The organism is Haloarcula sp. Atlit-7R, assembly GCF_003666065.1.
GTDB lineage: Archaea > Halobacteriota > Halobacteria > Halobacteriales > Haloarculaceae > Haloarcula > Haloarcula taiwanensis.
In genome coordinates, this window is record NZ_QXIK01000001.1 from 696,787 (window position 1) to 721,657 (window position 24,871).

A 24,871-nucleotide genomic window follows, 5' to 3' on the forward strand; every position below is an offset into this window, starting at 1 on the left:
GGAGGAGCGGGCGACTGTAGGCCTACAGCACTACTTCAACAGCCGATGAGTCAGATAGAGTACCAGCGTCGCAAGCAGCGGCGGGACGACGCCGGCAGTCGGCGGCAGCGAGTAGAAAAAGCCGACGACGGCGCTCTGTGTCGGCTCGCGAAGCGCCGCCGGAGCCGAGGTCAACAGCGCGAGGTATATCGACCCGATGAACAGGAACGCCGAAACGGCGAGTGCGCGGTCGTAGGCGACCGATGACTCCGTTCGTCGGTGGCGGCGCGCGACGGAGAGCACCGGAGCCAGCAGCGGCGCGACGAGCAACAGTCCAACGAACAGGAAAAAGCTCCGGGAGAAAGTGAACGTCCCGCCGCGGACGCTCCCGGTTTCGGCGAGTTGCGTTATCAGTCCAAAGGAGAACACGAGCGTAATCGCCACGGACAGTAACAGTGCGACCGGAACGTACGCTTTGAACAGCAGCGAGTCGCTGGCACGGAACGCGTACGGGAACGCCCCGGGGAGCCCGTTGTACGGTTCGGGCCGGTCGTCGTCGGCTGTGACGGACTGCTCTGCCGTCGCATCTGTCATATCTGTTTGTTAGGCGAGCGCGTGGTTAAGCGCGGTGTTGTCCGAAAGGCGGTGACTGTGGACCCGCGTCAGCTGCCTGCCATACTGTCCGGGAGTTGTTTGTACCCGCCCGTCGACATCCACAGTATGCATGTCGATATCGGAGCCGCGCTTGCCAGTGCCGCCGACCCGGGCGTCGAGCGAGCGACGCTAGAGGAGCTGGACGAGCGGGTGGCCGCGGCCCACGAGCGAATCGAGCAGGGGCGAACCGACGACGAGTTCGGCTACGTGTCGCTGAACCTCCCCGAAGCGACCGACGCCGAGGCCATCCGCGATGCCGTCGCACCGGTCGCCGACGCCGACTCTGTCATCACTGTCGGCATCGGTGGCTCAGCGCTAGGGGCGAAAACAATCACGGAGGCGCTAGCCGAGGACCCGGACAGCCACGTCGTGCTGGACAACGTCGACCCGGAGCACGTTCGGCGGACGCTTGACGGACTTTCGCTTGCCGACACCGCGATCAACGTCGTTTCACGGTCGGGGACGACGGCGGAGACGCTGGCGAACTTCCTCGTTGTCCGCGAGGCCTACGAGGACCACGGTGTCGACTGGACCGACCGAATCGTCGTCACGACGGGTGAGTCCGGCCCGCTACGGTCGCTGGCCGAGCAACACGACCTGCCGACGCTGCCGGTTCCCAAGGGCGTTCCGGGCCGCTTCAGCGCGCTCTCGGCGGTCGGGCTCGTCCCGCCAGCCATCCTCGGTATCGACATCGAGGGGCTGCTTTCCGGCGGTCAAAAGGCGGCTGACGATCTCGCGCCGTCGTTGTATGACTCGCCGGCATACGCCTACGGCGCGATGGCTTACGCACTCGAAGAAGAAGGTGCGATAGTCAACGCTGTTATGCCCTACGCCGAACGGCTGGAGTCCTTCGGCGAGTGGTTCGCACAGCTCTGGGCTGAGAGTCTCGGCAAGGACGGGCGGGGCCAGACGCCGGCACGGGCGCTTGGCGCGACCGACCAGCACTCCCAGCTCCAGCTGTACCGCGCCGGCCACCGCGACAAGGTCGTCACGTTCGTCCGACCGCGCGAGCGCGCCGACGTGGCGATTCCCGACCCGGACCACGAGGACCTGTCGTATCTCGCTGGAACCGACCTCGGTGGCCTCATCGACGCCGAGTACGAGGCGACGGTGGCGAGTCTGCCGGCGGCTGACCGGCCGGCACTGGAAGTGGAGATCGACCGTCTCGACGCCGAGAGCGTCGGGGAGCTGCTGTACGCGATGGAGGCGGCCTGCGTCCTCGTCGGCGAACTCGCGGACGTGGAGACGTTCACCCAGCCGGCCGTCGAGTGGGGCAAAAACGCCACGCGGGCGCTCATCCGCGGCGAGACGACGGACGAGACGGCGGTCATCGACGAGCGCGAACGCCTGCGGATCGGCGAAACGGAGTCCCTTTAGGCCGGCGCAACGGACTGCCGGTAATGGACGACACTGCCGCGAACTGGGGTGTGCTCGCTGCTGGCCTCGGTCTCGTCGTACTCGTCGCCACAGAAACCGGCGTGGTCGGCTGGATGACACCAGCGACGGCTATCGGCCCAGTTACCGCCCGACAGGTCGCCGCCGCCGGCTTCGTCGTCGCCGCCCTCGTCTTCTCACTTGTCCGCCACGGCGCACTCGGCCGCAGACAGGCCGGTCTGGGCGCGACAGGCGCGAGCATCGCCGCAACCCTCGCGACGCTCATCGCGTTCTTCGGGCCAGAATTCCGTACTGGCGTCGAGGCGACTGTCGGACTCGCGGTCTATTTTTCGGTGCTGGCCGGCAGCCTCACAGTCGCACTGGGCTGGGCGCTGTCGACCGGCGTGCCGAACGACCGGCTGTACACGGTCGCCAGAGCGCTCTCGGTCGCAACGGGAATCGGACTGGCCGGCTTCCTCGTGGGCACGGTGTTCGCCCAGTTCGTCGTTCTCGGGGCCGCGGCGGGAGGGCTGGTCAGCGCCGCAGCACTAGAAGGCGGGACGGTCACCGGACCCACGTACATCACGCTCACTATCGGCATCGGCGTCGGCTTCGTTGGTTTCGGGGCGGCCGTTGCCAGCCGGCTGGACCGAACCTGGGCCGACCTTGACCTCCGTCGCCCCGGCCTCCACGACATCGGCTACAGCGTCGGCGGCGTCGTCGTCCTTATGCTCGCGCTGTTTGGCTTCAGTTACCTCATTCAGGCGCTCGGGCTGGAAGCCGCTCGGAGCAGCGTCGAAGAGCTGGCCCGCGAAGACCCGTCGTTCCTGCTCGTGATGGTCCCGCTGGCGTTTCTCACCATCGCGCCAAGTGAGGAGTTTATTTACCGAAACCTCATCCAGAAGTACCTCTACGACGATTTCGGCGACCTACAGGCGATTATACTCACCAGTGCTGTGTTCGGCGTCGTTCACTTCGGACAGTACAGTACTGGGACGCCGACACAGACCGTCCTCTCGTTGCTGCTGGTGTTCGTCCTGTCGACACTGCTGGGCCTGAGCTACCTCAAGACCGAGAACCTGCTCGTGCCCGTCTTTATTCACGGGGCGTTCAACGCTATCCAGTTCCTCACATTGTACATCGAGATTACAGGAAATCCGGCAATCTGAGCCGTCTGACTGCTGTCTGACGGGTGTTTATGCGACATACCGTTGTAGGCGATGGCATGGCTCGGCGGTTCACCGTCGTCTGTGATGACGACCAAGCGCGGATTATCGAAACGCTTGCGCGACGCTACAGCATCACAGAGGAGGAAGTCCTTTCACAGTTGGTTGCGCTCGGACTCGAAGCCCGAGACGAACAGACCGTCTAAGCCGGGTTCTTCCGCGATAGCGAGCTACCGCAGATGGGACAGCGGTCGCGATTCTCGTCGAACTCACGGCCGCAGCCGGCACACTGGAACAGCCATTCCCGCTGTTCGGAGATCCCTTCACGGGCGATGACTTCGACTGCCACGTCGAGTTTCTCCGCGACGTTTTGCATCGCGTAATCGTCGGTGACGAGTCGGCTGTCGAGTTCGAACGCGGCCGCAATCAGTCGGATATCGGTCTCCGAGAGCTCCGCCAGATCACCGGTCTCACCGGCGGCGCGCTCGATGCGCTCGACGGTGTTGTCCTCGGGAATGTGAAGGTGCATCCCCGAGCCTTCGAGGGCGTCGAAGCGATAGGCAGCCTCGTCTTCCAGTTCCTCTCTGACGAGCGGAATCGTCGCTATCTGCTCGTCGGTGTGGTACTCGTTGATAAATGCCGAGGAATCGAGAACGTACATCTACCGTTTGACAATCATGTGGTCTTTCACCGCCTTGACCCGCTCAACCGGGACAAGCAGGCGGCCCTGGTCACTGTACTCGAAATTCGTGTTGCGGAGCGACTCCGCGGGGTCGATGACGAGGTTGTGTAGCGCGCCCGAGGAGAAGTCCATCGTGATGTTGTAGAGACTGCCGATTTCCGCGCCGTCAGTCCCCATCACGTCTTTGCCCGACAGGTTTTCCGCAAGTATCGCGGCCATACCCCCATGTTCCGAACGAGGTTACATAAACGCCACGGGGATGTCCGAGGGGAGAGCAGGGTACCGGAACGGTTGCCGAGGGCTGACGCGTCGGCGGCTGACGGAGTCACTGAGAAACACCGGCGGAAACGGAGGTCACAACAGTCACAGCAGGCAGCAGCCCTAAGCGACAGGCACCCACACAAGTACGCATGGACCAGAGCAGGCGTCAGTTTCTCGGCGCGGTCACAGCCGTCGTCACCGGGACTATCGCGGGCTGCAGTGGTGGCGACAGCGGTGAGCCGTCCCCAACAGAGACAGCCACCGCTACGCAAGTACCGACCCGTACTGCGACGACATCGGCCGATTCGGTTACGACACCAACGGAGACCGCCACTCCAACCGAAACACAGACCGAGACACCGACAGCCACACCGACGGAAACGCCGATAGACGCCGATCAAGAAGTCGCCGTCGCGCCGGGCGATTTTGTCTTCGAGCCCGTGTCCTTCGAGGTCCCAGTCGGAAGCACCGTGCTGTGGGTGTGGGAGGGCAGCGGCCACAACGTCAAACCGACCGCGACGCCGGAAGAGAGCGACTGGTCCGGGACGCCCGGAGACGACGGAAAGACGTACAGTTCGGGCTACGAGTACGCCTACACCTTCGCGGTTCCCGGCGAGTACGAGTACCACTGTGTCCCACACCAGAGCATCGGCATGACGGGGTCGTTCACTATAACCGAGTGACGCCCGCTTAGCCCGACGTTCGGTCGCGCGCGTTTGATGACGACGAACTTAACTGCCACCGACGACTCGGTTCTGACAACTTCTGGAGCCATCTATGTCTGACACGGACCCCACCACAGCCACCGACGACACCCTGCGGACGCCCATCGTCGCCGTTCTGGGCCACGTCGACCACGGGAAAACGAGCCTGCTCGACAAAATCCGGGGGTCGGCCGTCACCGCCGGCGAATCGGGCGCGATCACACAGCACATCGGCGCGACCGCCGTCCCGCTGAACGTGATTTCCGAAATCGCCGGCGACCTGGTCGACCCGACAGACTTCGACCTGCCTGGCCTGCTGTTCATCGACACGCCGGGCCACCACTCCTTCTCGACGCTTCGCTCCCGTGGTGGCGCACTCGCCGACATCGCCATCCTCGTCGTGGACGTCAACGACGGCTTCCAGCCACAGACGCTGGAGGCCATCGATATCCTCAAGCGAACCCAGACGCCGTTTATCGTCGCCGCGAACAAGATTGACACCGTCCCCGGCTGGAACCCCAACGAGGGCCAGCCGGTCCAGCAGACGATGGACGCCCAGTCCGACCGCGTCCAGTCCGACTTAAACGAGAAACTGTACGAGATCATCGGCGAACTCTCGGACAACGGCTTCTCCGCAGATATGTACTGGCGCGTCCAGAACTTTCAGGCCAACATCGGCGTTGTGCCGGTGTCGGCTGAAACCAGCGAGGGCATCCCCGACCTGCTGACGGTGATGATGGGGCTGTCCCAGCGGTACATGAAAGAGGAGATGGAAATCGACACCACCGGCCCCGGTGTCGGGACTGTCCTCGAAGTGAAAGACACCCAGGGCTTTGGAACAACGCTCGACGCCATCATCTACGACGGGACCATCCGCAACGACGACACCATCGTCGTCGGCGGACTGCAGGGACCAATCGTCACCGACGTACGCGCCCTGCTCCGTCCGCGCCCACTCGAAGAAATCCGGACCGAACAGGAGTTCGAACAGGTCGAGCAGGTCGCGGCCGCCGACGGCGTCAAGATCGCCGCACCGGACCTCGACGACGCGATGGCCGGCGCGCCGATCCGCGTCATCCGCGACCGCGACCGCAGCGAGGTCATCGCCGAGGTGGAGCAGGAACTCGCCGAGATTGAGGTGACAACACAGGAGGAGGGCGTCGTTATCAAGGCCGACACGCTGGGCTCGCTGGAGGCCCTCTCCAGCACGCTCGAAGAGGAGGAGATTCCGGTCATGCGGGCCGAGGTCGGCGCGGTCGCACCGCGGGACGTGCGAGTCGCCGAGACGGCAGGTGAATCGACGAACCAGGCGATTCTGGCGTTCAGCGTCGAGGTGCTTGATGACGCGCGGGACCTCGCCGAACAGGAGGACGTGGAACTGTTCGAGGACGACGTCATCTACCAGCTCGTCGAGTCCTACGACGACCACGTTACTGCCATCGAGGAGGCCCAGCAAGAGCAGATTCTGGAGAACATCACCCGTCCCGCGAAGTTCCGGATTCTGCAGGACCACACCTTCCGCCAGTCCGACCCCGCTGTCGTCGGCGTCGAGATCCTCTCGGGTGAACTCCGCCGGAACGTCAATGTCGTCAGATGGGACAACGGCGAGGCGAACCGCGTCGGGACCCTCAAGACGATTCAAGACGAGGGCGAAGACGTCGACTCGGCCCGCGCCGGCGAGCGCATGGCCGTCTCGATTCAGGGGCCGACCGTCGGCCGCCAGATAGAGGAAGGCGACGACCTCTGGGTCGAAATCCCGGAGAAGCACGCGAAGATTCTCGAACAGGAACTCAAGGAAGACATCTCTGTCGACGAGCGCGAGGCGCTGTCGATGTATCTGGAGAAACACCGGAACCGCGACCCCTTCTGGGGCAAGTAGACGATACTCAGTGCGCTTTTGCGCGAGTAATAATATTTAATTAGGAGGCGTGTCTCTGTACAGACACGAATGTCTGGGTCCCCATCGATGCCCGACCTCGTGCTTGCCAGCATCGCCCTCTCGATGCTGCTGGCGTCGCTCGGCGCAGTCGTCACCTCGATCAGCTTCGTGACGGCGCTGAGTGCCGGCAGTCTCCCGGCGACCGGCTCTATCGGCTATGCGCTGTTTTACAATCCGCCAGTCGCTAGCGGCGGTCGCGCCTGACGGTCTGCTCGCGGCGCGTCGAAGAGAACTGAAGCGGCGCTACTGTGCCGTCGGCGACGTGTCGTCGCCCATCACTTGCTTTACCTGCAGTGCGGCGGAGGCGGCGATACCCTGGGCCAGGTCGTCGCGCTCGGCGTCGGAGATGCTCGCGCTTTCCGGGTCCTCGGGCGTGTAGTCGGCGCTGACGACCGATCCGACCGGGGGCTGGACCGCAATTGTGGCCCGCGGCCCCGTCGTGCTGTTGCTGATTTCCGAACCGACGACGAACTCGCCGGGCAGGAGTTCGCGGGTCCGGGCGGCGACGCTCGAGAGGTCCCGGCGGAGTTCCTCGCGCTGTTCCGCGGTCAGCGTTACTTCTTCCGTTTCCCCACCAAACGACGTATTGCCGTACATGAACGTTCTCTGTCTCTATGCGGGGGAAGACTAAAAACCCAGGGTCCGGCACAGGGCTGTCCGGATCCGGTCGCGGGCGGCTCACACGACCGGGTGGCTCTCGCCGTAGGTGGCGAGGACGACGGCACTGGCGTACTCGGTGTCCGACGACGCCGACTCGACGTACACGTTCTCCTCGACGAACTCCCAGTCACGGAGGTCCCGACCGGCGGCCAGCCCCTCGCGGATTTCCATCCGGACTGCGTCCTCGCTGGTCCCGTCGACCTCGTAGAAGATGCCCGGGCCGTCCTCGCTCCGGGCCCAGCCGACGCCCGCCGCCCCGCACTCACCCGGTGCGACGGTCGCCGAGGACTGGACGACCTCCAGCGCCTCACCGGGCGGTCCCAGGTCCGGTGCTGTCCCAGTCACCTCGATAGCTGGCTCAGCAGGAATGACAGAAGAGAGCGAGATGAGGTTGTAATTGTGGACGCCCGCCTCGGCGAGTGCCGCGTCGTACGCAGCCAGCGCGGTCGGGCCGGTCGCAGTCCCCCACACGACCCGAATGGTACTCATAGGCGACAGTCGACGGTCCGCGGGGTAAGGGGTTTCGCTTCGCTACGTCGGGACGAGGCGGTAACACATCCCCGGGCGGTCCGGGTCGCCCTCGACGGCACGCTCCGCGTAGTAGATGCCATCAGCGGTCACCAGCGGCGCACTCGTCACGTGGCCGCGGTTGTCCGTGGTCCAGGCCACTGCACCCGAGTCCTGCTCCAGTGCGTACAGTCGGCCGTCGTAGGACCCGACGAGCACGTGGTTCCGGGTGGCGACGGTGCTCCCGATAATCCAGCCGCCGGTGTCGTAGCGCCACTGCTCCTCGCCGCTGTCGAGGTCGATTGCGTACACCCGATCGTCGTGACTGCCGACGTAGACGGTGCCGTCGTCGACCGCCGGCGCACACATCACGTCGGCGTCGGCCTCGAAGGTCCACAGTTCCGAGCCGTCGGTCACGTCGATGGCGGTGACGGTCTCGGCCCACGATGGTACGATAGCGGTCCCGTCAGCGACCGCGATAGGGGCTTTCACATCGCCGCCAGTGTTGTACCGCCAGACCCGTTCGAGGGCCGGAAACGACCAGGCGTAACAATAGCCGTCGTTCGATCCAAACAACAGGCGGCCGTGTTCGCGGTCCAGCGCTACCGTCGAGTGGGGGTGGTCGGTCGGCCGACTGTCTCGCCACTGCACATCACCGGTCGCGGCGTTGACAGCGACAACGCTGCCGCTCGGGGCGGCGTGTTCGACGGCGACGTACAGCGATCCGTTGTAGTAGGTCGGACTCGCACCGATAGCGTCGCCCAGTTCTGTCCGCCAGCGCCGCTTTCCGGTTTCGAGGTCCAGCGCCGACAGCGCGCCGTCGTAGGCCCCGATGTAGACGGTATCGTTGGCGATGGCCGGCGTGCCGTGGCTCCCGCGCGTCGCCTGCGTGATCGTCGTCGCCCACTGGACCTCGCCGTCCGGCGCGATGGCCCGCACGCGGCCGGTGTCGTCGGCCAGAATTAGCTCACCTGTCGGTCCCAGCGCAGGGCTGCCTTTCGCCGCGGTGTGGTCCCCGTGATTGGCCGGCAGTTCCCAGGCCCGCTCGACAGCGTCCGGAACCGACGCGTCCTGATACCCCCGGTTCAGAAGTCCCTGCCGGAACTGCGTGGCGGCGTGTTCGTCAAGCGCCGTTGAGGCGAGCGGATTGAACTGTGACTGACACCCCGCGACCGACCCGACCGTCGTCGCCGCGAGCGTCCCCAGAAACGCCCGTCGCGTCTGTGCGCGCTCTGCCACGGACACCGATACCGGGCGGGGTGGCTTAAATCGCGTGGGAGCAAGGGCTGGTGGAGTGGGAGCACGAGCAGCGCAAGCAGGTCCAGCGAGAGGGCGAAACTGCTACAGAGTAAGAGAGATAGCATCGCCCGGTTGGCATACCGCGGCCAACGGCCCCGGTTTCCCCGGCTGCGAGCGGAGCGAGCGGCCGGCCTTTTTCGCCCACGTTTTTCAAGGAGTGGTCGCCAAAGGCGACCCGACGCTGAAAAAGGTGGTTAGGCGAACGCGACCGGCACGCTGCTTGCGTCGTCGTCGGCTTCGATTTTCTCTAGGGCGTCGTGGAGGTCGGACTGCTGGACGGTGGTCCGGCCGTCGCGGATGGCGAACATCCCGGCCTCGGTCGCCAGCGAGGCCAGTTCCGCGCCGGAGAGGCCGTCGGTCTCGGTGGCGAACGCGCCCAGGTCCACGTCGTCGTCGAGGTTCATCTCCTCGGTGTGGATTTCGAGGATGCGCTCGCGGCCCTCGCGGTCGGGGTTGGGGACCTCGATGAGGCGGTCGAAGCGGCCGGGGCGGAGAATAGCTCGGTCAAGCATGTCAAAGCGGTTCGTCGCCGCGATGATGCGGATTTCGCCGCGCTCGTCGAAGCCGTCCATCTCCGAAAGCAGTTGCATCATCGTCCGCTGGACCTCGGCGTCGCCGGAGGTCTTCGACTCCGTTCGCTTGGCCGCGATAGCGTCTATCTCGTCGATGAAGATGATAGCCGGTTCGCGCTCGGCGGCGAGTTCGAACAGGTCCCGGACCAGTCGCGCTCCCTCGCCGATGAACTTCCGGACCAGTTCCGACCCCGCCATCTTGATGAACGTCGCGTCGGTCTCGTTGGCGACAGCCTTCGCCAGCATCGTCTTCCCGGTGCCGGGCGGGCCGTGCAGCAGGACGCCACTCGGCGGCTCGATGCCGACCTCGCGGAACTGGTCGGCGTTGACCAGCGGCTCCTCGACGGCTTCCCGGACCTCGCGGATCTGCTCTTCGAGGCCGCCGATGTCCGAGTAGCTCACGTCGGGGGAGCCATCGACCTGCATCGCCTGCGCACGGGCGTCGGTCTCGGGGTCGAGAATCTGCTTGACGCCGAAGGAGTCGTTGATGGCGACGCGGTCGCCGGCCTCCAGCCCGTCGCGGATAGACGGCGAGACTTCCGTCAGCACTTCCTGATTGTTGCCGTGCTGTTTGACGACGACGCCGTCGTCAGTCAGCTCCTCGGCTGTTGCGATGTACAGCGAGGAGGTCTTGAGCGTCTCGTTTTCCCGTTCCAGCTGGTCGACCTCGTCCGTGAGGTCGTGCTGCCGGTCACGGGCGGCGTCAAGCTGTTCAGTCAGCTGTTCGTTGACCTGTACTATTTCTTTGAAATGTTCCCGGAGTGCCTCCAGACGCTCGTCGAGCGTCATATCGGGATCAAGTTCCAACCGTGGTCGTTCCGGAAGCGAGGGACTGCGCGACATTTGGATGGTCGGTACTATACGGTTGAGACACAAAGTGCCTTCGGGTCACAGGGGGGTGAAACAGTTATCCGTGTCGAGGCAGGGCTGTAGCGGTCAGTGAGACTGGTGGCTCGAACAGGCGGGCAGGCAGCGAGTCGCCGCTGGCCGCCCTACAACAGCTCGGCGAACTCGTCGAGATAGTCGCTGTACGTCGAGAGCGCGGACTCGACCGGGTCGGGACTGGCCATGTCGACGCCAGCATCGCGAAGCAGTTCCAGCGGGTACTGCCGCGAGCCGCTCCGGAGGAAGTCGATGTACCGCTGGGCAGCGGGTTCGCCTTCATCGAGGATCCCGTCGACAAGCGCGACGGCCGCCGAGATGCCCGTCGCGTACTGGTAGACGTAGAACGCCCGGTAGAAGTGTGGGATACGCATCCACTCGCGGGCGATGCGGTCGTCGAGCGCCGCGGGCTCATAGTAGTCGCCTTTCAGCTCCCGGTAGAGGTCGTCCAGTCGGTCAGGCGTCAGCGGCTCGCCGGCCTCGGACATCTCGTGGGTTCGGTGCTCGAACTCGGCGAACATCGTCTGCCGATAGAGAGTGGAGCGGAACCGTTCGAGATACTCGTTGAGGATGTGGCGACGCAGGCGTTCGTCCGCAACGGTGTCCAGCAGATGGTGGGTCAGCAGTGTCTCGTTGACCGTCGAGGCAACCTCGGCGACGAAGATCTCGTAGCCGGAGTAGACGAAGGGCTGCTCCTCGCTGGTGTACTCCGAATGCATCGAGTGACCGAGTTCGTGGGCCAGCGTGTACATCGACTCCACGTCGTCCTGATAGTTCATCAGGATGAACGGCTGGGAGTCGTAGGTGCCCCCGGAGTACGCGCCGGACTGCTTGTGCTCGGTCTCGTAGACGTCGACCCACCGCGAGTCCAGTCCTTCGGCCAGCCGCGACTGGTACTCATCGCCCAGCGGCGCGACGGCCTCGGTGACGTACTCACAGGCCTGTTCGTACTCGATTTCAGGCGATTCTTCTTGGACGAGCGGGACGTAGAGGTCCCACATCCGAAGCTCATCCGCACCGATAGACTCTCGCTTGAGGTCGGCGTGGCGGTGGAGCGTATCGAGATTATCGTGGACGGTGTCGACAAGCGTGTCGTACACCTCGACAGGGACGTTCGGGCCGTCCAGCGCGGCCTCGCGGGCGGTGTCGTAGTTGCGGGCGTTGGCCATCTTCACGTCGGTCTTGACGGCGTTCTTGTAGGCCGTGCCGACGGCATTGCGGACGGTCTCCCACTCGTCGTAGAATGCCTCGTAGACACGCTGGCGGAACTCGCGGTCGGGGTGTTTCTGCAGCGTCGTGAAGTTGTTGAGCGTGATCGGCTGCTGGTCGCCGTCCGGGTCTTCGACGGTCGGGAACTCCATGTCGGCGTTGGCGAGCATGTTGTACACCTCGCCGGGCGCGCCGGTGACCTCGCCCAGTTCCGCGAGCAGGTTCTCGACCTCGGCCGAGCGGGTGTGGTCTTTCATCCGGAGCACGTCGTCGAAGTAGTGCTCGTAGGGTTCCAGCGCCGGCTCCGCGTCGATCATCGCCTCGATGTCGTCGTAGTCCAAGTCCTGCAGTTCCGGGTCGAGGAACGAGGCCGCAGAACTGGCCTCCGAAGACAGCGACTGCGATCGGGCGGTCAGGGCCTGGTAGGTGTCGTCCGTCGTGTCCTCGTCCTTGCGCATCCGGGCGTAGGCGGCGACGTTCGACACCGTCCGCATCAGCTCCTCGTAGGTCTCTAGCGTCTCTAGCAGGGTGGCGGCGTCCTCGGTGGCTCGCCCCTCGTAGGCCGACAGGTCCTCGATCAGTGCCTCCGCCTCCTCGTAGGCGGCTTCCCACTCCTCGTCGCTGGCGTAGAGGGATTCGAGGTCCCACTTGTACGCCTCGTCGATGTCGCTCCGTGCGGGTACCGAACTCATAGCCCGCCCTTGGAGTGGGGTCGAAGTAAGCCTTCGTTTCAGCGGCGGGGAGCTACAGTCCGTCAGTGATGTGGTCGGCGACTCGTGCAGTTGTTCGAGCGGTCGCGCGCCGACGCGCGAAGACCGCTCGTGCGTCCGCGGCAGCGTCCTCGTCCCGGGTGAACGTCACCTCCGGGTAGCACACGTCCGAAAGTACGAGCGGTTCGGGCGGGGCCGGCGGGACGCCGTCGGGGCCGTCGACGGGGTCGGGCGAGAGGATGCGGTCGACCTTCGACAGCGGGGCCGAGCCGTCCGCGACAGCCGCCGCGAGCGAGACGAGGCGACGGACCAGCTGGCGGCAGAACCCACCGGCGGTAAAGCGGACGATGAGGAACCGGCCGTCCCGGTGCCAGTCGATGTCCACGGTCCGCTCAGTGCCGGTGTCGTCGGACGTGAGGTTGTGAAAGTCGTGTGTCCCGGCGAGCGCATCGACAGCGTGGGCCCACCGCTGGTCGTCGACTGGGTCGTGTCCGGGCCGGTCGGCGTCCGTCGGTGCGTACAGGTAGTAGGTGTAGCTGCGCTCAGCGGGGTCGTGGGTCGCGTGAAAGTCGTCGCGAACGTCAGCGCTTGCCCACACGCGAATGTCGTCCGGGAGTTCGCCGTTGAACGCCGCCGGCGAGAGCCACGACGGGGCGTCGAAGGCGACGGTCTGTGCCCGCGCAGAGACGCCAGCATCAGTCCGGCCGGCGGCCGCGTACCGTTCGGGTAGCTCTCCGCCGCGCTCACAGACACCGAGGCGAACGAGCGCCGAGCGCAGTCGACCCTCGACGGTGTCGACATCGGGCTGGCGTTGAAACCCGTGATACGGTCGACCGTCGTAGGCCACGCGATAGGCGCGCATACCGATTTGTCGACTGCGAGCCACTTGTCTCACCCGAATCTCAGTCGCTGGGAAGGATAGACGAACTTAGGCATGCTGAGAACGAAGCATGGGGTATGTCCAACGCCGCTGCGGCGGATCACGACTTCCCCCGCCCGCCCGAAACGTTCACCGACCACGACGGGCGGACGGTGACAATCGAGGCCTATGACGGCGCCATCGACCCGCTGGTGGAGATGTATGTTGACTTCGGGCCCGACTCCCGGTCACAGGGCGTCCCACCCCGGACGGAAGCGGACATCCGCGACTGGCTACCGAACCTTGTCGGAGACGGCCTGAACGTCGTTGTCTGGCACGAGGGTCGCGCCGTCGGCCACGCCGTCCTCGTCCCGTATCAGGACACCTCGGAACTGGCGATTTTCGTCCATCCGGACTACCAGCACGCTGGCATCGGCTCGCGGCTCATCCGTGTCCTCCTTGGCTACGGACAAGAGAACGGGCTCGACCGCGTCTGGCTCTCCGTCTCGAACACGAACCACGTCGCCCGGGCGCTGTACGAGTCGGTCGGCTTCGAGACGATTGCCAAAGAACGCGTGGAGATGGAGATGGAACGGGCGCTCTGACTGGACCACTCACGGACAGCCACACGCAGGGATAGTGGTACGTGGCAGTAGACCCTGATGCCGTCACTCGGTTTCGAGGGATACTTCCCTGTCAGTTTCACGGGCCTTGTTTTCGGTTCCGCTGTTCGCTGAGAGAGGTTCGGTTTCCAGCAGCCGGTCGAGCCGTCGCTCGAACTCGCTGTCGGTCAGTTCGCCGCGAGCGTACCGCTCCCGGAGCTGGTCAACCGGGTCCACCGCTGATTCCGAGGGGATGGTCGTGTCGCCATCGTCCGTCTCTGGCTCACCCTCTGGCGGCTCAACCATCGGTAGTTTCGATCCCAGAAGGCCGACGAGCGGAGCCAGAATAAACCAGCCGAGGATAATCGAGGCCGGTGCAAGTATGTTGCCGAGTCCGACAACGGCTGCGAGCATGCTGATGCCCGTCGAAACGATTACGATGGTCGCGACAAGCTTCCACCTCGGAAGGGCGATGGAGGGGAGCTGCATGTCGCACAATCAACACGGCGGTCGCAAAAAGCTACTGTCGTTTGCCTGCCGCTTGGCCGCGTTACTCCGCGAAGTCATCGAACGTCGGCCGGTCGTGGTCGCCCGGGAACTCGGAGAGCGGGACGCTGACCTGCTCGCCGTCGTCCATCTCCTTGAGCGTCACCTCGTCGTTTTCGAGGTCCTGCTCGCCGACGATGACGACCGTCTCGGCGTTAATGCCGTCGGCGTAACCCATCTGCGCACCGAACGAGCGGTCGGCAACGTCGCTCTCGACGACGTGGCCCTGCTCGCGCAGGTCACGGGCGATGCGGGCTGCGGTCGGACGCGTGTCGCCGACCTGCAGGACGTAGTAGTCCGTCGATAGCTCCTCGGCTGGCCAGACGCCGGCCCGCTGGCAGAGGAGTTGGAGCGTGGCGTGGCCGGGCGCGAACCCGACGGCCGGCGTCGGCTGGCCGCCAAAGCCCTCGATGAGGTCGTCGTAGCGGCCACCGCCGAACACTGAGCGTGACACTTCGCCCGTCGAGTCGAAGCACTCGAAGACGATACCGGTGTAGTAATCCAGCCCGCGCGCGGTCGTCAGCGAGACGGTGAGGTACTCACGGACGCCGAAGTCCTCGGCCGCATCGAGCACTGCCTGGAGGTTGTCAGTCGCCGCGCGGACATCCTCGGAGCCGGTGAGGTCCGCGAGCGTTTCGATTTCCTCGGCGTCAATCTGGAGCATCTCGTCGAACTTGTCGGCCTGGCCGTAGTTGAGTCCCGCCTCAACGAGCGCGTCGAGGTACTCGTCGTGGTCGACTTTCGCCCGCTTGTCGACCGCGCGAATCGCTTCGGGCACGTCCACATCGGCCCCGAACGATTCCAGCACGCCCGAGAGGATGTCCCGGTGGGAGACGCGAATCTCGAAGTCCTCTCCCGTGAGCCCGAGGTCGGTGAGCATGTCCACCGCGACGGCCAGAATTTCGGCGTCGGCCGTCGGCTCCGACGACCCGAAGATGTCGACGTTGGTCTGGTAGAACTCCCGGAACCGCCCCTGCTGGGGCTCCTCGTAGCGCCAGAACGGTCGCGTCGACACCCACTTGATTGGCTTGGACAGTTCCTGTTGCTTGGCGACGAACATCCGCGCGACGGTCGGCGTCAGCTCCGGCGTCAGAGCCACCTCGCGTCCGCCCTTGTCCTCGAAGCTGTACAGCTCCTCGACAATCTCCTCGCCGCTCTTGTCGACGTACATCTCTGTCGGTTCCAGCGCCGGCGTAGCGATCTCCCGGAAGCCGTAGCGCTGTGCGACATCTTCCAGCGTGTCCATAGCCCACCGGCGAGCCTGCATCTCCTCGGGGTAGAAATCGCGAAAGCCCTTGACGGAGTCGTACATACCCGCGTCTACAGCGAGGGCGCGCTTGAACCTGTTCGTTCACGCTGACCAGAACCACAGATGAGGGACGGGTAGCGACTCGCTACGGTGTGCCCATTACTGCGTTTGCCAGCCCCCTCTCTATCACAGGCGGCGTAGCCAGTGCACGCTGGCGGTAAGAGAGGTAGAGACAGACTAGGTGAGACACGGCCCGTATTAGAGAGGTGACAACAAAGGTCGCCTCCACCGAGAGATATCGTATGGGATGGGCAGCGGCTCGATGGACGCGGCGCGGGGTGAGACAGTGACACAGCGATTCGAGATGGGTGTCCGGGCGCTGGACCGAAAGCTCAACGGCGGCATTCCGACTGGAAGCCTCGTCACGCTGCTCGCTGAGCCGGCGAGCCAGGCGGAGCTGTTTCTCTCCGAGTTCGTCGCCCGACAGGAGACGGTGTATCTCTCCGGCGAACAGGCACCTACGACGGTCACGTCAGCGCTGCGGTCGCGGAGAGAAACCTACGACGACCTCGCGGTCAGTCAACTAGACCGGGAGGCCCCGGTCAGTGATGCGCTTGCGCACGCCGAGGAGCTCACCGACGGAGCGCTTCTCGTCATCGATCCGGTTGAGCCACTCGAACGCGCCGATACGGGGGAGTATCGGGCCTTCCTCGAAACGCTGCAGGCCAGACTCACACAGACAGGCAGCATCGCAGTCCTGTACGCGCTCAAACACGGCAGGACGCCGCCTCAGCGCCACCGGACGGAGTACACGAGCGACATCGTGCTCGATCTCGAAACGAAGCGACGCGACGACGCCATCGAAAACAGGCTCTATATTCCGAAGTTCCGCGGGGGACGAGCGCTCACCGAGCCGATCTGTCTCGACCTCACCGACCGCATCAGCGTGGATACCACGCGAGATATCGCCTGACCGGGCGGGTACCTAGAGGGGCCAACGGCTACCGCAGACCCTTGACGCGCGACTGCGTGTGCTCGGGGAACACGTCGGCCACGGCACCCTCGCCGTAGCGCTCCCGCAGGAGTGCGCGGAGTTCGACTTCGTAGTCTGCCTTCGGAACCTCCGCGCTGGGGCCGCTCTCGACGATGAGCTTGTCTGCGGCCATCGCGTCGATAGCGCCGCGGCCGATGCCCGCAAGCGGCGCAAGGTAGTCCACGTCGAAGCGGTCCTCGACGCTCTGGGCGAGCGGGCGGTCCACCGTCGGCACCCGGTCGTCGCGGCGGGTGCCGTCAGCCACGGCAGCAACTGTGTCGATACCATCAGCATCGGTGAGCCAGTCACCGCTGGCGACGGTTTCGACGGCGTGTTCGTGGACCTGCTGGATACCGTTTCGCGGGTAGCCGTCGTCGTGGATCCGCTCGGCAGCGTCGTGAGCCACGTCTAGGTCCAGTTCGACGGTCACGTGACCGAAGCCAGCGGCCGACGCGCTCTCCCGAGCGGGGTCGGTGTCGCAGATGCCGAACGAACCGCTGACGAGCGTCACGTCGTAAAAAGGGTCGAGCAAGAGCGCCGCCAGCGTCGAGTCCTTGCCGCCGCTGTACAACAGGGCACAGCGCATCTACCGGCGCTTGATGTCGAAGCTCTTGGAGTCGGGCGTCAGCTCCGAGAGGAGTTCCTTCATCTGGTCTTCGTCTATCTGCCCCTGCACACGGCCGCTGCGGGCCAGCGCGACGACCTGCTGTTCTATCTGTTCGCCGACCTGCGGCTTGGACATCTTGACCGTGTTGAGCCGTTTGCGAGCGCCGTCCGTGAGGTTCTGCTTGAGAACCGCCTGCTTCTGGGCTTCGGCCTGCTGTTGTGCGGCCTCCTGCCCCTCGCTCTCGCCGCCCTGCTGTTCCTTGAGCTGCTCCATCTTCTTTTTCCGGAGCTCTTCGAGTTCTTCCTCGCTGGGGTCGCCACTCATAGTTGTGTAAAAATACTGGGGTCGGTCGGAAAACGATTTCGGAGCAGGGACTACGGGACAGGTGCAAAACAGCCAGAAGGGCGTCAGTTACGCGTAGCGTTCGAGTTCCGGACGGTCGAGTTCGGTCAGGAGGTCGCCTGCGGTGTCGTCAAGGAGGCTGCGACCCTCGCCGGTGACGCGGCGGCCGTCGTTCTCGCTGGTCTCGACGTAGCCGGCGTCTTCGAGCTGCTGGAGCGCCGTCCGGATGATGTTGCCCGAGCCCTTGGTCTTCTGGTGAGGGCGGACGCGGTAGCGAGTCGTCCCCTGCTTCGAGGTGCCGTACTCGGAGCGGAGGGCGTTGACGCCCACAGGGCCGTCGACGGCAACCTTCCGGAGGAGGCTAGCTGCGCGTCGGGCCCAGAAGTCCTCCTGCTCGGGTGGGAGTTCGCGGTCGACGCCAGTCTTCGTGTATTCTGCCCAGTCCGGCGCTTCGATGTCGTCTTCGTCTGCGAGCGTCTCCGTGAGTGCCTCGATGAGTTCCTCGGGGGGAACGTCGTAGAGTGTAGCCATTACAGAATGCTTTCCGTCGCCGTCATTTAAACGCGTCGTTCGCAGTCGGCGGGCGTGAACCGTTCACTCGCCCGTAGGACAGCGATGCTCATACCACGAACCGCGGCAATCACTCCTCAAGCGAAGTTGCCTGGTCTACGCTGAGTGCAGCGGCGACGCCGCCGCCGATAATTGTCGGCAACAGGTAGCTTCCGACGCGGTGGATCAGTACTGCAGAGGTAGCGAGTGCGGCCGAAACCGGGGCCGTCGAGACGAGCAGCGTCACGAGCACCGTCTCGATAGCGCCGGACCCACCGGGGAGCGGGACGACGCTGGCGATGCTGCCGACGGGGACGACAAGCAGGACAACCTCGACTGGAACCGATACCCCAACGGCGTACAGTGACGTCCACAGCGACGCCGACAGGCAGACCCAGCCAAACGCCGAGAGCCCGAAGGTCTGGAGGACCGTCCGGCGGTCGGTCGCAATGCGCTCGATGGCCGAAAAGAACCCCTCGATTCGCGCCTCGATGTTTTCGGCGGACGGCGGTGACCATCGGGGCACGACGCTCGACAGCGCGGCGAGGGCGGGTGCGACACCGCGAACGACCGCCGCCTGAATGCGGTCCCGGTGTCGCCAGCCCAGAACGGCGGCGATGGGGATGCCGACCGCGAGTACCGCGACAGCACCGGCGGCAAACGCCAGGTTACGGGTCAACTGGACCGCACCGGCGGCGACGAACGTGAAGCCGACGATGGCGTACCCGACCGACGGCAGGAAGTGGACCGTATCGACAGTGGCGATAGCCGCCAGCCCGGTCTCGTACTCGGAGTCGGCGGCCGTCGAAATCAACAGCGCGCTCAGCGGCTCGCCGCCGGCCTGGCCAAAGGGCGTGACGTTGTTCGAGAACACGGCGGCGACGAACACAAGCACGGCAGTGTGTGGTGCCATCGATGCACCCAGCGCCTGCAGGACCGTCCACAGCGCTAACCCCCACGAGACGAGCCACAGTATGGCGATGCCTGCGACGGCGAGCAGCGCCGCCGGGTCCGCTGTCGCGAGCGCGTCCACCGTCTCGTCGATGCCGACAAGCCACACCAGCCCCGCGAGGACGGCGAGCGCTGCCGCGAACCCGACGACAGTCGCCATCCGGTTCCCATCCATGTGGATGGGATTGGCAGTCTCCGATTTCAACCCACCGACCCTGTCTCGCCGAGGGATATCCACGGGGGTTTTGCCCCGGGAACTCGACGACGGGGTATGGACGAGCGGGCTGCACTCGCCGACCTCGCCAACCGGCTTCCCGACGCGGGCGACGACTGCGCCGTCGTGGACGACCAGGTCATCACGACCGACATGCTCCACGAGCGGACGGACTTCCCGGCGGGGACGACCCGCTACACGGCTGGCTGGCGAGCCGTCGCGGCCTCGCTGTCGGACGTGGCCGCGATGGGAGCGGACGCGACAGCCGCAGTGGCCGCGTACGGCGCGCCGACGTTCGAGGGGGACGAACTCGGCGCGTTCATCGACGGCGCACAGGACGTGTGTCACGCGGTCGGCGCAGAGTACGTCGGTGGCGACCTGGACAGCCACGACGAGTTTACCGTCGCGACGACAGCCATCGGCTCCGCGGCTGCCCCAGTCCGGCGCTCGGGCGCGTCGCCCGGTGACGCGGTCTGTGTCACTGGCACGCTCGGTCGCTCAGCCGCCGCCCTCGAACTGTTCGACCGGGGAGACGCCGACCACGCGAACGACCTCTTCCGGTTCGAGCCGCGCGTACGCGCTGGCGTCGCGCTCCGACCGCACGCGACAGCCATGATGGATTCGAGCGACGGGCTGGCCCGCTCGCTCCACCAGTTAGCCGAGGCCAGCGGCTGTGGCTTCGCTATCGAGGAGCCACTGCCGATAGACGCACAGGCCGGCACGCTCGCGGAAACTGAACAGGAGCGCAGGGAGTTCGGTGTGTTCTTCGGCGAGGACTTCGAGCTGGTGTGTACGCTGCCCGAGTCTGCCATGTCCGGAGCCAGAGCGGCAGTGCCGTGCCCGCTTCACCGGATCGGTACGGCCACCGAGAGCGGCGTCACGCTCGACGGCGAGCCGCTTCCGGATCGAGGGTATTCACACTGAGAGCGTGCCGTCAGCGACGCGAGCGACCAGTCAGATCGCGCTGATCTCGAACGGAACCGGCGTGAAACAGGCCAGCCCAAGCAGGAACGTAAACAGCCCCAGCAGCGTCCGCCGTCGGTCCAGCGTCGTGTCCACGGTCGGTCTGGCGGGACCCGCATACGCGAGTCCGGTAGCGAACAGGCCCCAGAACACCCACAGACCCCAGACGCCGAAGCCGACCGGCGGCGGGTCGCGGGTGAAATACAGGTAGCCGGCGAGTGCAAACAGTGCACCGGGCACTGCGGCGGCGACAGTCTCCTGGCGCTGTCCGACGATGGACCGCACGATGTGGCCGCCGTCGAGTTGTCCGACGGGGAGGAGATTCAGGAAGGTAAAGAACATCCCGGCCCAGCCGGCGAACACGATCGGATGGACCGACTCGCCGGGGCCGACCTCGGTCCCGAGCCCCAGCGCGTTCACCAGCGCTTCCAGCGCCTGAAACAGGAGCGGGTAATTGAATGTGATGATGACGCCGGTGTCGCTGTTTGCCACGCGTTCCGGGACCGTAATCGGATCTATCGAGAGGCCGATGACCGTGACGACTGTTGTCGCGACAAGGCCAGCCAGCGGCCCGGCGACGCCGATGTCGAACAGCGCCGTGCGGTCGGGGATGCGGCCGCGGATGTTGATGACCGCCCCCATCGTGCCGAGATACGACGGGAACGGGATGAAATACGGGAGCGTCACGTCGACGCCGTGGTAGCGGGCCGCGGCGTAGTGGCCCAGTTCGTGGATGCCGAGCACGCCAAGCATCGCCACGACGAACGGCCAGGCCTCGAAGATGCGAAATGGGGTCTCAGCGACCGGGATGTAGTACCAGGCACTCGCGCCGACGTACAGCGTCGAGGCGATGGTCGCCAGCAGAAGCCCGATGTTGAGCCACGGGACGCCCACGTCCCTGTCGATTGGTTCCGCAATCAACGCGTACTGGTTCCGGCGCGCGCCCAGCGGCCCACCGGAGCCGGTGTCATCGCCTCCGGGGCTGACGACAGCAGTGCCACCAGTGCTCGTCGTGGCAGCCGTCACAGCCGATTTGGGGCCGAGTTCTTCGAGCCGAACGTCATAGCCCTGCTGTCGGAACACCGGCCTGAGTTGCTCAGTGACGGCGGCTGGTGGCACTAGCGGGTCGCCGATATACTGAACGGTGCCGTCTTCCCGCCGCACTGACGAGACAGAAAATACGCCGGCCAGTCGGTCGGGCGACGGCGGGTCATCGGCAGAGCCACTCATCAACTACTCGTAAACGATGCGGGCACAAATACTCCGCGAACGATCACATAGTTAGCAGGTACGAGTCCGAAAACTGTACACGGGGACCAGTCGCCTACGCCGGCTCGATACGCCAGGTGGTCGCGCTCGTGTACGACCACTTTTCGACGTTGATCTCGGACGCGCTGTCCTTGAGCTTGACCATCAGGGCACCGATCTCCTTTGGGGAGAGACCGACTTCGTCGGCGATGAACTTGCTTTTGAAATACATCTCGCCGTCACTTGCCTTCTCTGCGAGGAACGACTTCAGGCGCTCTTCTTTGGAGGGCTCTTCCTCGCCGGAGGGCGTTGCGGTAGCGCTCATCTTTGTCACCTCACTCCTCCGTAACCCCGCCGGGAGTATATAAAGGGAGGAACCTTCAGGTCACTTCGGTCACTTTCAGGACAAATCGAGCTAAAACGCAGTTTTTATAACCGTTTCAAATCCCTTTAGACATTTTACGAAGTATTCTTAGCCGATATCTGGGCGCTACTTTCGTGGCGGTTTGAACGGTCTGTAAAAGAGAGATATCACCCTCTGTGACCCGAACAAACGGCATGTTTCGCTGGTAGAACGCCAGAGCCGTCAGACGTGCGTCAGCACGTCGGGCACACGTCATACGGAGACCCGCGCCGGTACGCGGCGGATAGCAGTCGCTGTGGGGGCCAGAAGGGGCCGTCTATAGAGACGGCAGTCAGTGGCCTTGACAACCCTTAAGAGTGCATCGCGGTTACGGCGGGCTAATGAAAGTCGTCGTTTCCATTGGCGGAAGCGTACTGGCCCCGGACCTCGATGCGGACCGGGTCGCCGACTACGCCGACGCCATCCAGTCGCTCGACGCACAGGGGCATACACTCGGAACCGTCGTCGGCGGCGGGCCGACCGCACGTGACTACATCGGCAGCGCCCGCGACCTTGGCGCCAACGAGATCGAACTCGACCAGCTCGGCATCGCCGTCACGCGGCTGAACGGCCGCCTGCTCATCGCTGCCCTAGACGACCGCGCGGCACCGACACCCGCGGAGAGCTACGACGAGGGGCGAGAAGCCATCCGTCGCGGGGACATCCCTGTTCTCGGGGGGATCGTCGCCGCACAGACCACCGACGCCGTGGCGGCCGCATTCGCGGAGTACGTCGGCGCTGACCTGCTCGTCTATGCTACGTCTGTTCCGGGCGTTTACGACGCCGACCCGAACGAGGACGGCGACGCGACGCGGTTCGACGTACTCGGCGCTGACGAACTCGTCGATGTGATCGCCGACATCGAAATGGATGCCGGTAGCAGCGCACCGGTCGACCTGCTCGCCGCGAAAATCATCCAGCGGTCCGGTATCCGGACGATAGTGTTCGACGGCGCTGACCCAGACCGCGTCGTGCGCGCGGTCGAAGACGGCGAGTTCGAAGGGTCTGAGATCCTCCCGGAGGCATAGATGGCGGAAGACCCCTACGAGGTTGGCCGGGGCGGTTCCCGTGCGTTCTGGGCCGATTCTGTCGCCGACGCTATCGAGGCGCGTGACCCGGACGACCCAATCGTCATCAAGGGCGGCGTCTCGCCGTCCGGTGTCCCCCACATCGGCCACTTCAACGAGATTATGCGGGGCTACTACGTCGCCGAGGCGCTGCGGGACCGCGGCCACGAGGTCCGGCAGGTGTTCACCGCCGACGACAAGGACCGACTCCGGGCGGTGCCCCGCCAGCTCGCCGACCTCGACTGGAACGTCGTCGGCCTCGGCGAGGTCGACGCCGGCGCGCTCGGGCGGAACCTCGGGAAGCCCTACACAGGCATCCCGGACCCCTTCGGCTGCTGTGACTCCTACGGTGCGCACTTCACGACACTCCTCCAGAAAAGCGCCGAACTGGTCGGTGTCGATGTGGAGTTCGTCTCGAACACAGAGCTGTACGCCGACGGCGAGTTCGAAGCAGTCACGCGCCGCGTGCTCGAACGCGCGGACCGCGCCCGCGAGGTGCTCGCCGAGTATCAGAACAAGGTCGGCGACGACTACGTCCCGTTCCTGCCACAGTGTGCCGAATGCGGGAAGCTCACCGAGGGCGTCACCGCGGTCGACGTAGACGCGGGCGAAATCGAGTACGTCTGTGAAGACGTCGAGGCCGGCGACCAGACAATCGAGGGCTGTGGCCACGAAGGCACGGCCTCGCTCCGGGAGGGCAAGCTCCCGTGGCGGTTCGAGTGGCCCGCCCAGTGGGAGATTCTGGGCGTCGACTTCGAGCCGTTCGGCAAGGACCATGCCGAGGGGTCCTGGCCCTCCGGCGAGGACATCGCCGAGAACGTGCTTGACATTCAGCCGCCGGTCCCGATGGTGTACGAGTGGTTCACGCTCGACGGCGAGCCGCTCTCCTCGTCATCCGGCAACGTCATTACTGTCGACGAAGTGCTCGACATTCTTGAACCGGAGGTGTTCAAGTACTTCTTCGTCAAAAACCCGCGGAAGCAGCGGGACTTCTCCGTCGAGAACGTTGACCAGCTCGTCGACGAGTTCGACCGGTTTGAGCGGCGCTACTTCGGTGAGACAGACGGGAGTGATGACGAACTGGAACTCGCCGAGCAGGCCTACCCGATGGTCGTAGACGAACCGCAGGAACAGCGGGTGCGGATCCCCTACACGTTCGCGGCCGTGCTCGGGATGACGGATGACCCGGCGCTCCGGGAGCAGATCGCCCGGAAGGAAGGTCACATCCCGGACGACGCGCCAGAGTGGGCCGTCGAGCAGGCGCTTGCCCGCGTCGAACGCGCCCAGGAGTGGGCCAGCCTAACGAACAACGAATTCAACTACGAACTCAAGCGCGCCGAGATGCCCGACGTGTCATTCGACGACGAGACGGCGGCCGCGCTGGACGAACTGGCCGATTTCATCGCAGAGGGCCACGACGGAGAAGCGATTCAGTCGGAGATCTACGAGACGGCGAAGCGAAACGACATCGACATCGGTGAGTTCTTTTCGGCCGGCTACCGGCTGCTGTTCGACGACACCGAAGGCCCACAGCTCGGGACGTTCATCGCGAAACTGGACCGAGAGTTCGTCGTGGAACGGTTCCGTCAGAACGAGTGAGCCTGAGTAAGCAGGTCTTACCGAGCTGCCACCAGAGCGAA

28 protein-coding genes are annotated in these 24,871 nt (G+C 64.9%); 11 read left to right on the plus strand and 17 right to left on the minus strand.

Going from position 1 to position 24,871, the window contains the following annotated elements; genetic code table 11:
* Positions 1-30: 30 nt before the first annotated feature.
* Entirely contained in the window at positions 31-573 is a 543-nt protein-coding gene (locus D3D01_RS03660) for a hypothetical protein (RefSeq protein ID WP_121511269.1), read from the minus strand.
* A gap of 126 nt (positions 574-699) precedes the next feature.
* On the opposite strand from D3D01_RS03660, the gene D3D01_RS03665 reads away from it, so the two are divergent.
* Genes D3D01_RS03665 through D3D01_RS03675 form a run of 3 tightly spaced genes read left to right on the plus strand, consistent with a single transcriptional unit; the run spans position 700 to position 3,379 of the window.
* Entirely contained in the window at positions 700-2,010 is a 1,311-nt protein-coding gene (locus tag D3D01_RS03665; RefSeq protein ID WP_121511270.1) for a glucose-6-phosphate isomerase, read from the plus strand.
* A gap of 23 nt (positions 2,011-2,033) precedes the next feature.
* The gene (locus D3D01_RS03670; RefSeq protein WP_121511271.1) at positions 2,034-3,176 is read left to right on the plus strand and encodes a CPBP family intramembrane glutamic endopeptidase; all 1,143 of its coding nucleotides are present in this window, start codon (positions 2,034-2,036) and stop codon (positions 3,174-3,176) included.
* 56 nt (positions 3,177-3,232) lie between these two features.
* On the plus strand, positions 3,233-3,379 hold the full coding sequence (locus tag D3D01_RS03675) for a CopG family transcriptional regulator (RefSeq protein WP_101349178.1): 147 nt from the start codon (positions 3,233-3,235) through the stop codon (positions 3,377-3,379).
* Here D3D01_RS03675 and D3D01_RS03680 read toward each other — a convergent pair.
* Together D3D01_RS03680 and D3D01_RS03685 are read right to left on the minus strand one after the other, a co-directional pair.
* Positions 3,376-3,834, minus strand: a complete 459-nt coding sequence (locus D3D01_RS03680) for an NOB1 family endonuclease (RefSeq protein WP_053966435.1) — start codon at positions 3,832-3,834, stop codon at positions 3,376-3,378. The genes D3D01_RS03675 and D3D01_RS03680 overlap by 4 nt on opposite strands.
* Positions 3,835-4,074, minus strand: coding sequence for a PRC-barrel domain-containing protein (locus tag D3D01_RS03685; protein ID WP_004518435.1), 240 nt, complete (start codon positions 4,072-4,074; stop codon positions 3,835-3,837).
* 191 nt (positions 4,075-4,265) lie between these two features.
* Here D3D01_RS03685 and D3D01_RS03690 point away from each other — a divergent pair, with 191 nt between their 5' ends.
* The 3 genes from D3D01_RS03690 to D3D01_RS03700 all read left to right on the plus strand — a co-directional run bounded on the left by D3D01_RS03690 (position 4,266) and on the right by D3D01_RS03700 (position 6,963).
* Positions 4,266-4,799, plus strand: a complete 534-nt coding sequence (locus tag D3D01_RS03690; RefSeq protein ID WP_101349177.1) for a plastocyanin/azurin family copper-binding protein — start codon at positions 4,266-4,268, stop codon at positions 4,797-4,799.
* A gap of 94 nt (positions 4,800-4,893) precedes the next feature.
* Positions 4,894-6,699, plus strand: a complete 1,806-nt coding sequence (gene infB, locus D3D01_RS03695) for a translation initiation factor IF-2 (RefSeq protein WP_121511272.1) — start codon at positions 4,894-4,896, stop codon at positions 6,697-6,699.
* Positions 6,700-6,768: 69 nt separating this feature from the next.
* On the plus strand, positions 6,769-6,963 hold the full coding sequence (locus D3D01_RS03700) for a hypothetical protein (protein WP_121511273.1): 195 nt from the start codon (positions 6,769-6,771) through the stop codon (positions 6,961-6,963).
* A 39-nt stretch (positions 6,964-7,002) separates the two neighbouring features.
* On the opposite strand, the gene D3D01_RS03705 is transcribed toward D3D01_RS03700, so the two are convergent.
* From D3D01_RS03705 to truA, 6 genes are all read right to left on the minus strand, one after another.
* Entirely contained in the window at positions 7,003-7,356 is a 354-nt protein-coding gene (locus D3D01_RS03705; protein ID WP_004518427.1) for a DUF5811 family protein, read from the minus strand.
* Positions 7,357-7,437: 81 nt separating this feature from the next.
* On the minus strand, positions 7,438-7,908 hold the full coding sequence (locus D3D01_RS03710; RefSeq protein WP_121511274.1) for a pyruvoyl-dependent arginine decarboxylase: 471 nt from the start codon (positions 7,906-7,908) through the stop codon (positions 7,438-7,440).
* Between the two features lie 42 nt (positions 7,909-7,950).
* The gene (locus tag D3D01_RS03715) at positions 7,951-9,165 is read right to left on the minus strand and encodes a PQQ-binding-like beta-propeller repeat protein (RefSeq protein WP_121511275.1); all 1,215 of its coding nucleotides are present in this window, start codon (positions 9,163-9,165) and stop codon (positions 7,951-7,953) included.
* Positions 9,166-9,419: 254 nt separating this feature from the next.
* Positions 9,420-10,640 carry a proteasome-activating nucleotidase gene (locus D3D01_RS03720; RefSeq protein ID WP_121511276.1) on the minus strand — a complete coding sequence of 407 codons (1,221 nt, stop codon included), beginning with the start codon at positions 10,638-10,640 and terminating at the stop codon, positions 9,420-9,422.
* 149 nt (positions 10,641-10,789) lie between these two features.
* Complete coding sequence (gene pepF / locus D3D01_RS03725) at positions 10,790-12,580, minus strand: oligoendopeptidase F (protein ID WP_121511277.1); 1,791 nt, start codon at positions 12,578-12,580, stop codon at positions 10,790-10,792.
* A gap of 52 nt (positions 12,581-12,632) precedes the next feature.
* A complete protein-coding gene (gene truA, locus D3D01_RS03730; protein WP_121511278.1) occupies positions 12,633-13,460 on the minus strand; it encodes a tRNA pseudouridine(38-40) synthase TruA in 828 nt (275 codons plus the stop codon).
* A 95-nt stretch (positions 13,461-13,555) separates the two neighbouring features.
* Between truA and D3D01_RS03735 the strand changes: the two genes are divergently transcribed.
* On the plus strand, positions 13,556-14,062 hold the full coding sequence (locus D3D01_RS03735) for a GNAT family N-acetyltransferase (protein WP_101349170.1): 507 nt from the start codon (positions 13,556-13,558) through the stop codon (positions 14,060-14,062).
* Positions 14,063-14,125: 63 nt separating this feature from the next.
* On the opposite strand, the gene D3D01_RS03740 is transcribed toward D3D01_RS03735, so the two are convergent.
* Together D3D01_RS03740 and hisS are read right to left on the minus strand one after the other, a co-directional pair.
* Complete coding sequence (locus tag D3D01_RS03740) at positions 14,126-14,548, minus strand: SHOCT domain-containing protein (protein ID WP_101349169.1); 423 nt, start codon at positions 14,546-14,548, stop codon at positions 14,126-14,128.
* 61 nt (positions 14,549-14,609) lie between these two features.
* Positions 14,610-15,917 (minus strand): histidine--tRNA ligase, encoded by a 1,308-nt coding sequence (gene hisS / locus D3D01_RS03745; RefSeq protein WP_121511279.1) that lies wholly within the window; start codon positions 15,915-15,917, stop codon positions 14,610-14,612.
* Between the two features lie 244 nt (positions 15,918-16,161).
* On the opposite strand from hisS, the gene D3D01_RS03750 reads away from it, so the two are divergent.
* A complete protein-coding gene (locus tag D3D01_RS03750) occupies positions 16,162-16,827 on the plus strand; it encodes an ATPase domain-containing protein (protein ID WP_121511280.1) in 666 nt (221 codons plus the stop codon).
* Between the two features lie 28 nt (positions 16,828-16,855).
* On the opposite strand, the gene D3D01_RS03755 is transcribed toward D3D01_RS03750, so the two are convergent.
* The 4 genes from D3D01_RS03755 to D3D01_RS03770 form a co-directional block, all read right to left on the minus strand.
* Complete coding sequence (locus D3D01_RS03755) at positions 16,856-17,473, minus strand: alpha hydrolase (RefSeq protein ID WP_121511281.1); 618 nt, start codon at positions 17,471-17,473, stop codon at positions 16,856-16,858.
* Positions 17,474-17,818 carry a DNA-binding protein gene (locus D3D01_RS03760; RefSeq protein WP_053966455.1) on the minus strand — a complete coding sequence of 115 codons (345 nt, stop codon included), beginning with the start codon at positions 17,816-17,818 and terminating at the stop codon, positions 17,474-17,476.
* An 87-nt stretch (positions 17,819-17,905) separates the two neighbouring features.
* Positions 17,906-18,367: a 30S ribosomal protein S19e gene (locus D3D01_RS03765; protein ID WP_053966456.1), complete on the minus strand. Its 462-nt coding sequence runs from the start codon at positions 18,365-18,367 to the stop codon at positions 17,906-17,908.
* 109 nt (positions 18,368-18,476) lie between these two features.
* Positions 18,477-19,511 (minus strand): lysylphosphatidylglycerol synthase transmembrane domain-containing protein, encoded by a 1,035-nt coding sequence (locus D3D01_RS03770; RefSeq protein ID WP_121511282.1) that lies wholly within the window; start codon positions 19,509-19,511, stop codon positions 18,477-18,479.
* A gap of 96 nt (positions 19,512-19,607) precedes the next feature.
* On the opposite strand from D3D01_RS03770, the gene thiL reads away from it, so the two are divergent.
* Positions 19,608-20,474, plus strand: coding sequence for a thiamine-phosphate kinase (gene thiL, locus D3D01_RS03775; protein WP_121511283.1), 867 nt, complete (start codon positions 19,608-19,610; stop codon positions 20,472-20,474).
* Between the two features lie 30 nt (positions 20,475-20,504).
* Here thiL and D3D01_RS03780 read toward each other — a convergent pair whose 3' ends face one another.
* Positions 20,505-21,743: a site-2 protease family protein gene (locus tag D3D01_RS03780; RefSeq protein WP_121511284.1), complete on the minus strand. Its 1,239-nt coding sequence runs from the start codon at positions 21,741-21,743 to the stop codon at positions 20,505-20,507.
* A 94-nt stretch (positions 21,744-21,837) separates the two neighbouring features.
* On the minus strand, positions 21,838-22,086 hold the full coding sequence (locus D3D01_RS03785; RefSeq protein WP_004518404.1) for a hypothetical protein: 249 nt from the start codon (positions 22,084-22,086) through the stop codon (positions 21,838-21,840).
* A 419-nt stretch (positions 22,087-22,505) separates the two neighbouring features.
* On the opposite strand from D3D01_RS03785, the gene pyrH reads away from it, so the two are divergent.
* Complete coding sequence (gene pyrH, locus D3D01_RS03790; protein WP_121511285.1) at positions 22,506-23,192, plus strand: UMP kinase; 687 nt, start codon at positions 22,506-22,508, stop codon at positions 23,190-23,192.
* The gene (gene lysS / locus D3D01_RS03795; RefSeq protein ID WP_121511286.1) at positions 23,193-24,830 is read left to right on the plus strand and encodes a lysine--tRNA ligase; all 1,638 of its coding nucleotides are present in this window, start codon (positions 23,193-23,195) and stop codon (positions 24,828-24,830) included. It abuts the gene before it with no gap.
* The last annotated feature ends 41 nt before the right edge of the window (positions 24,831-24,871 follow it).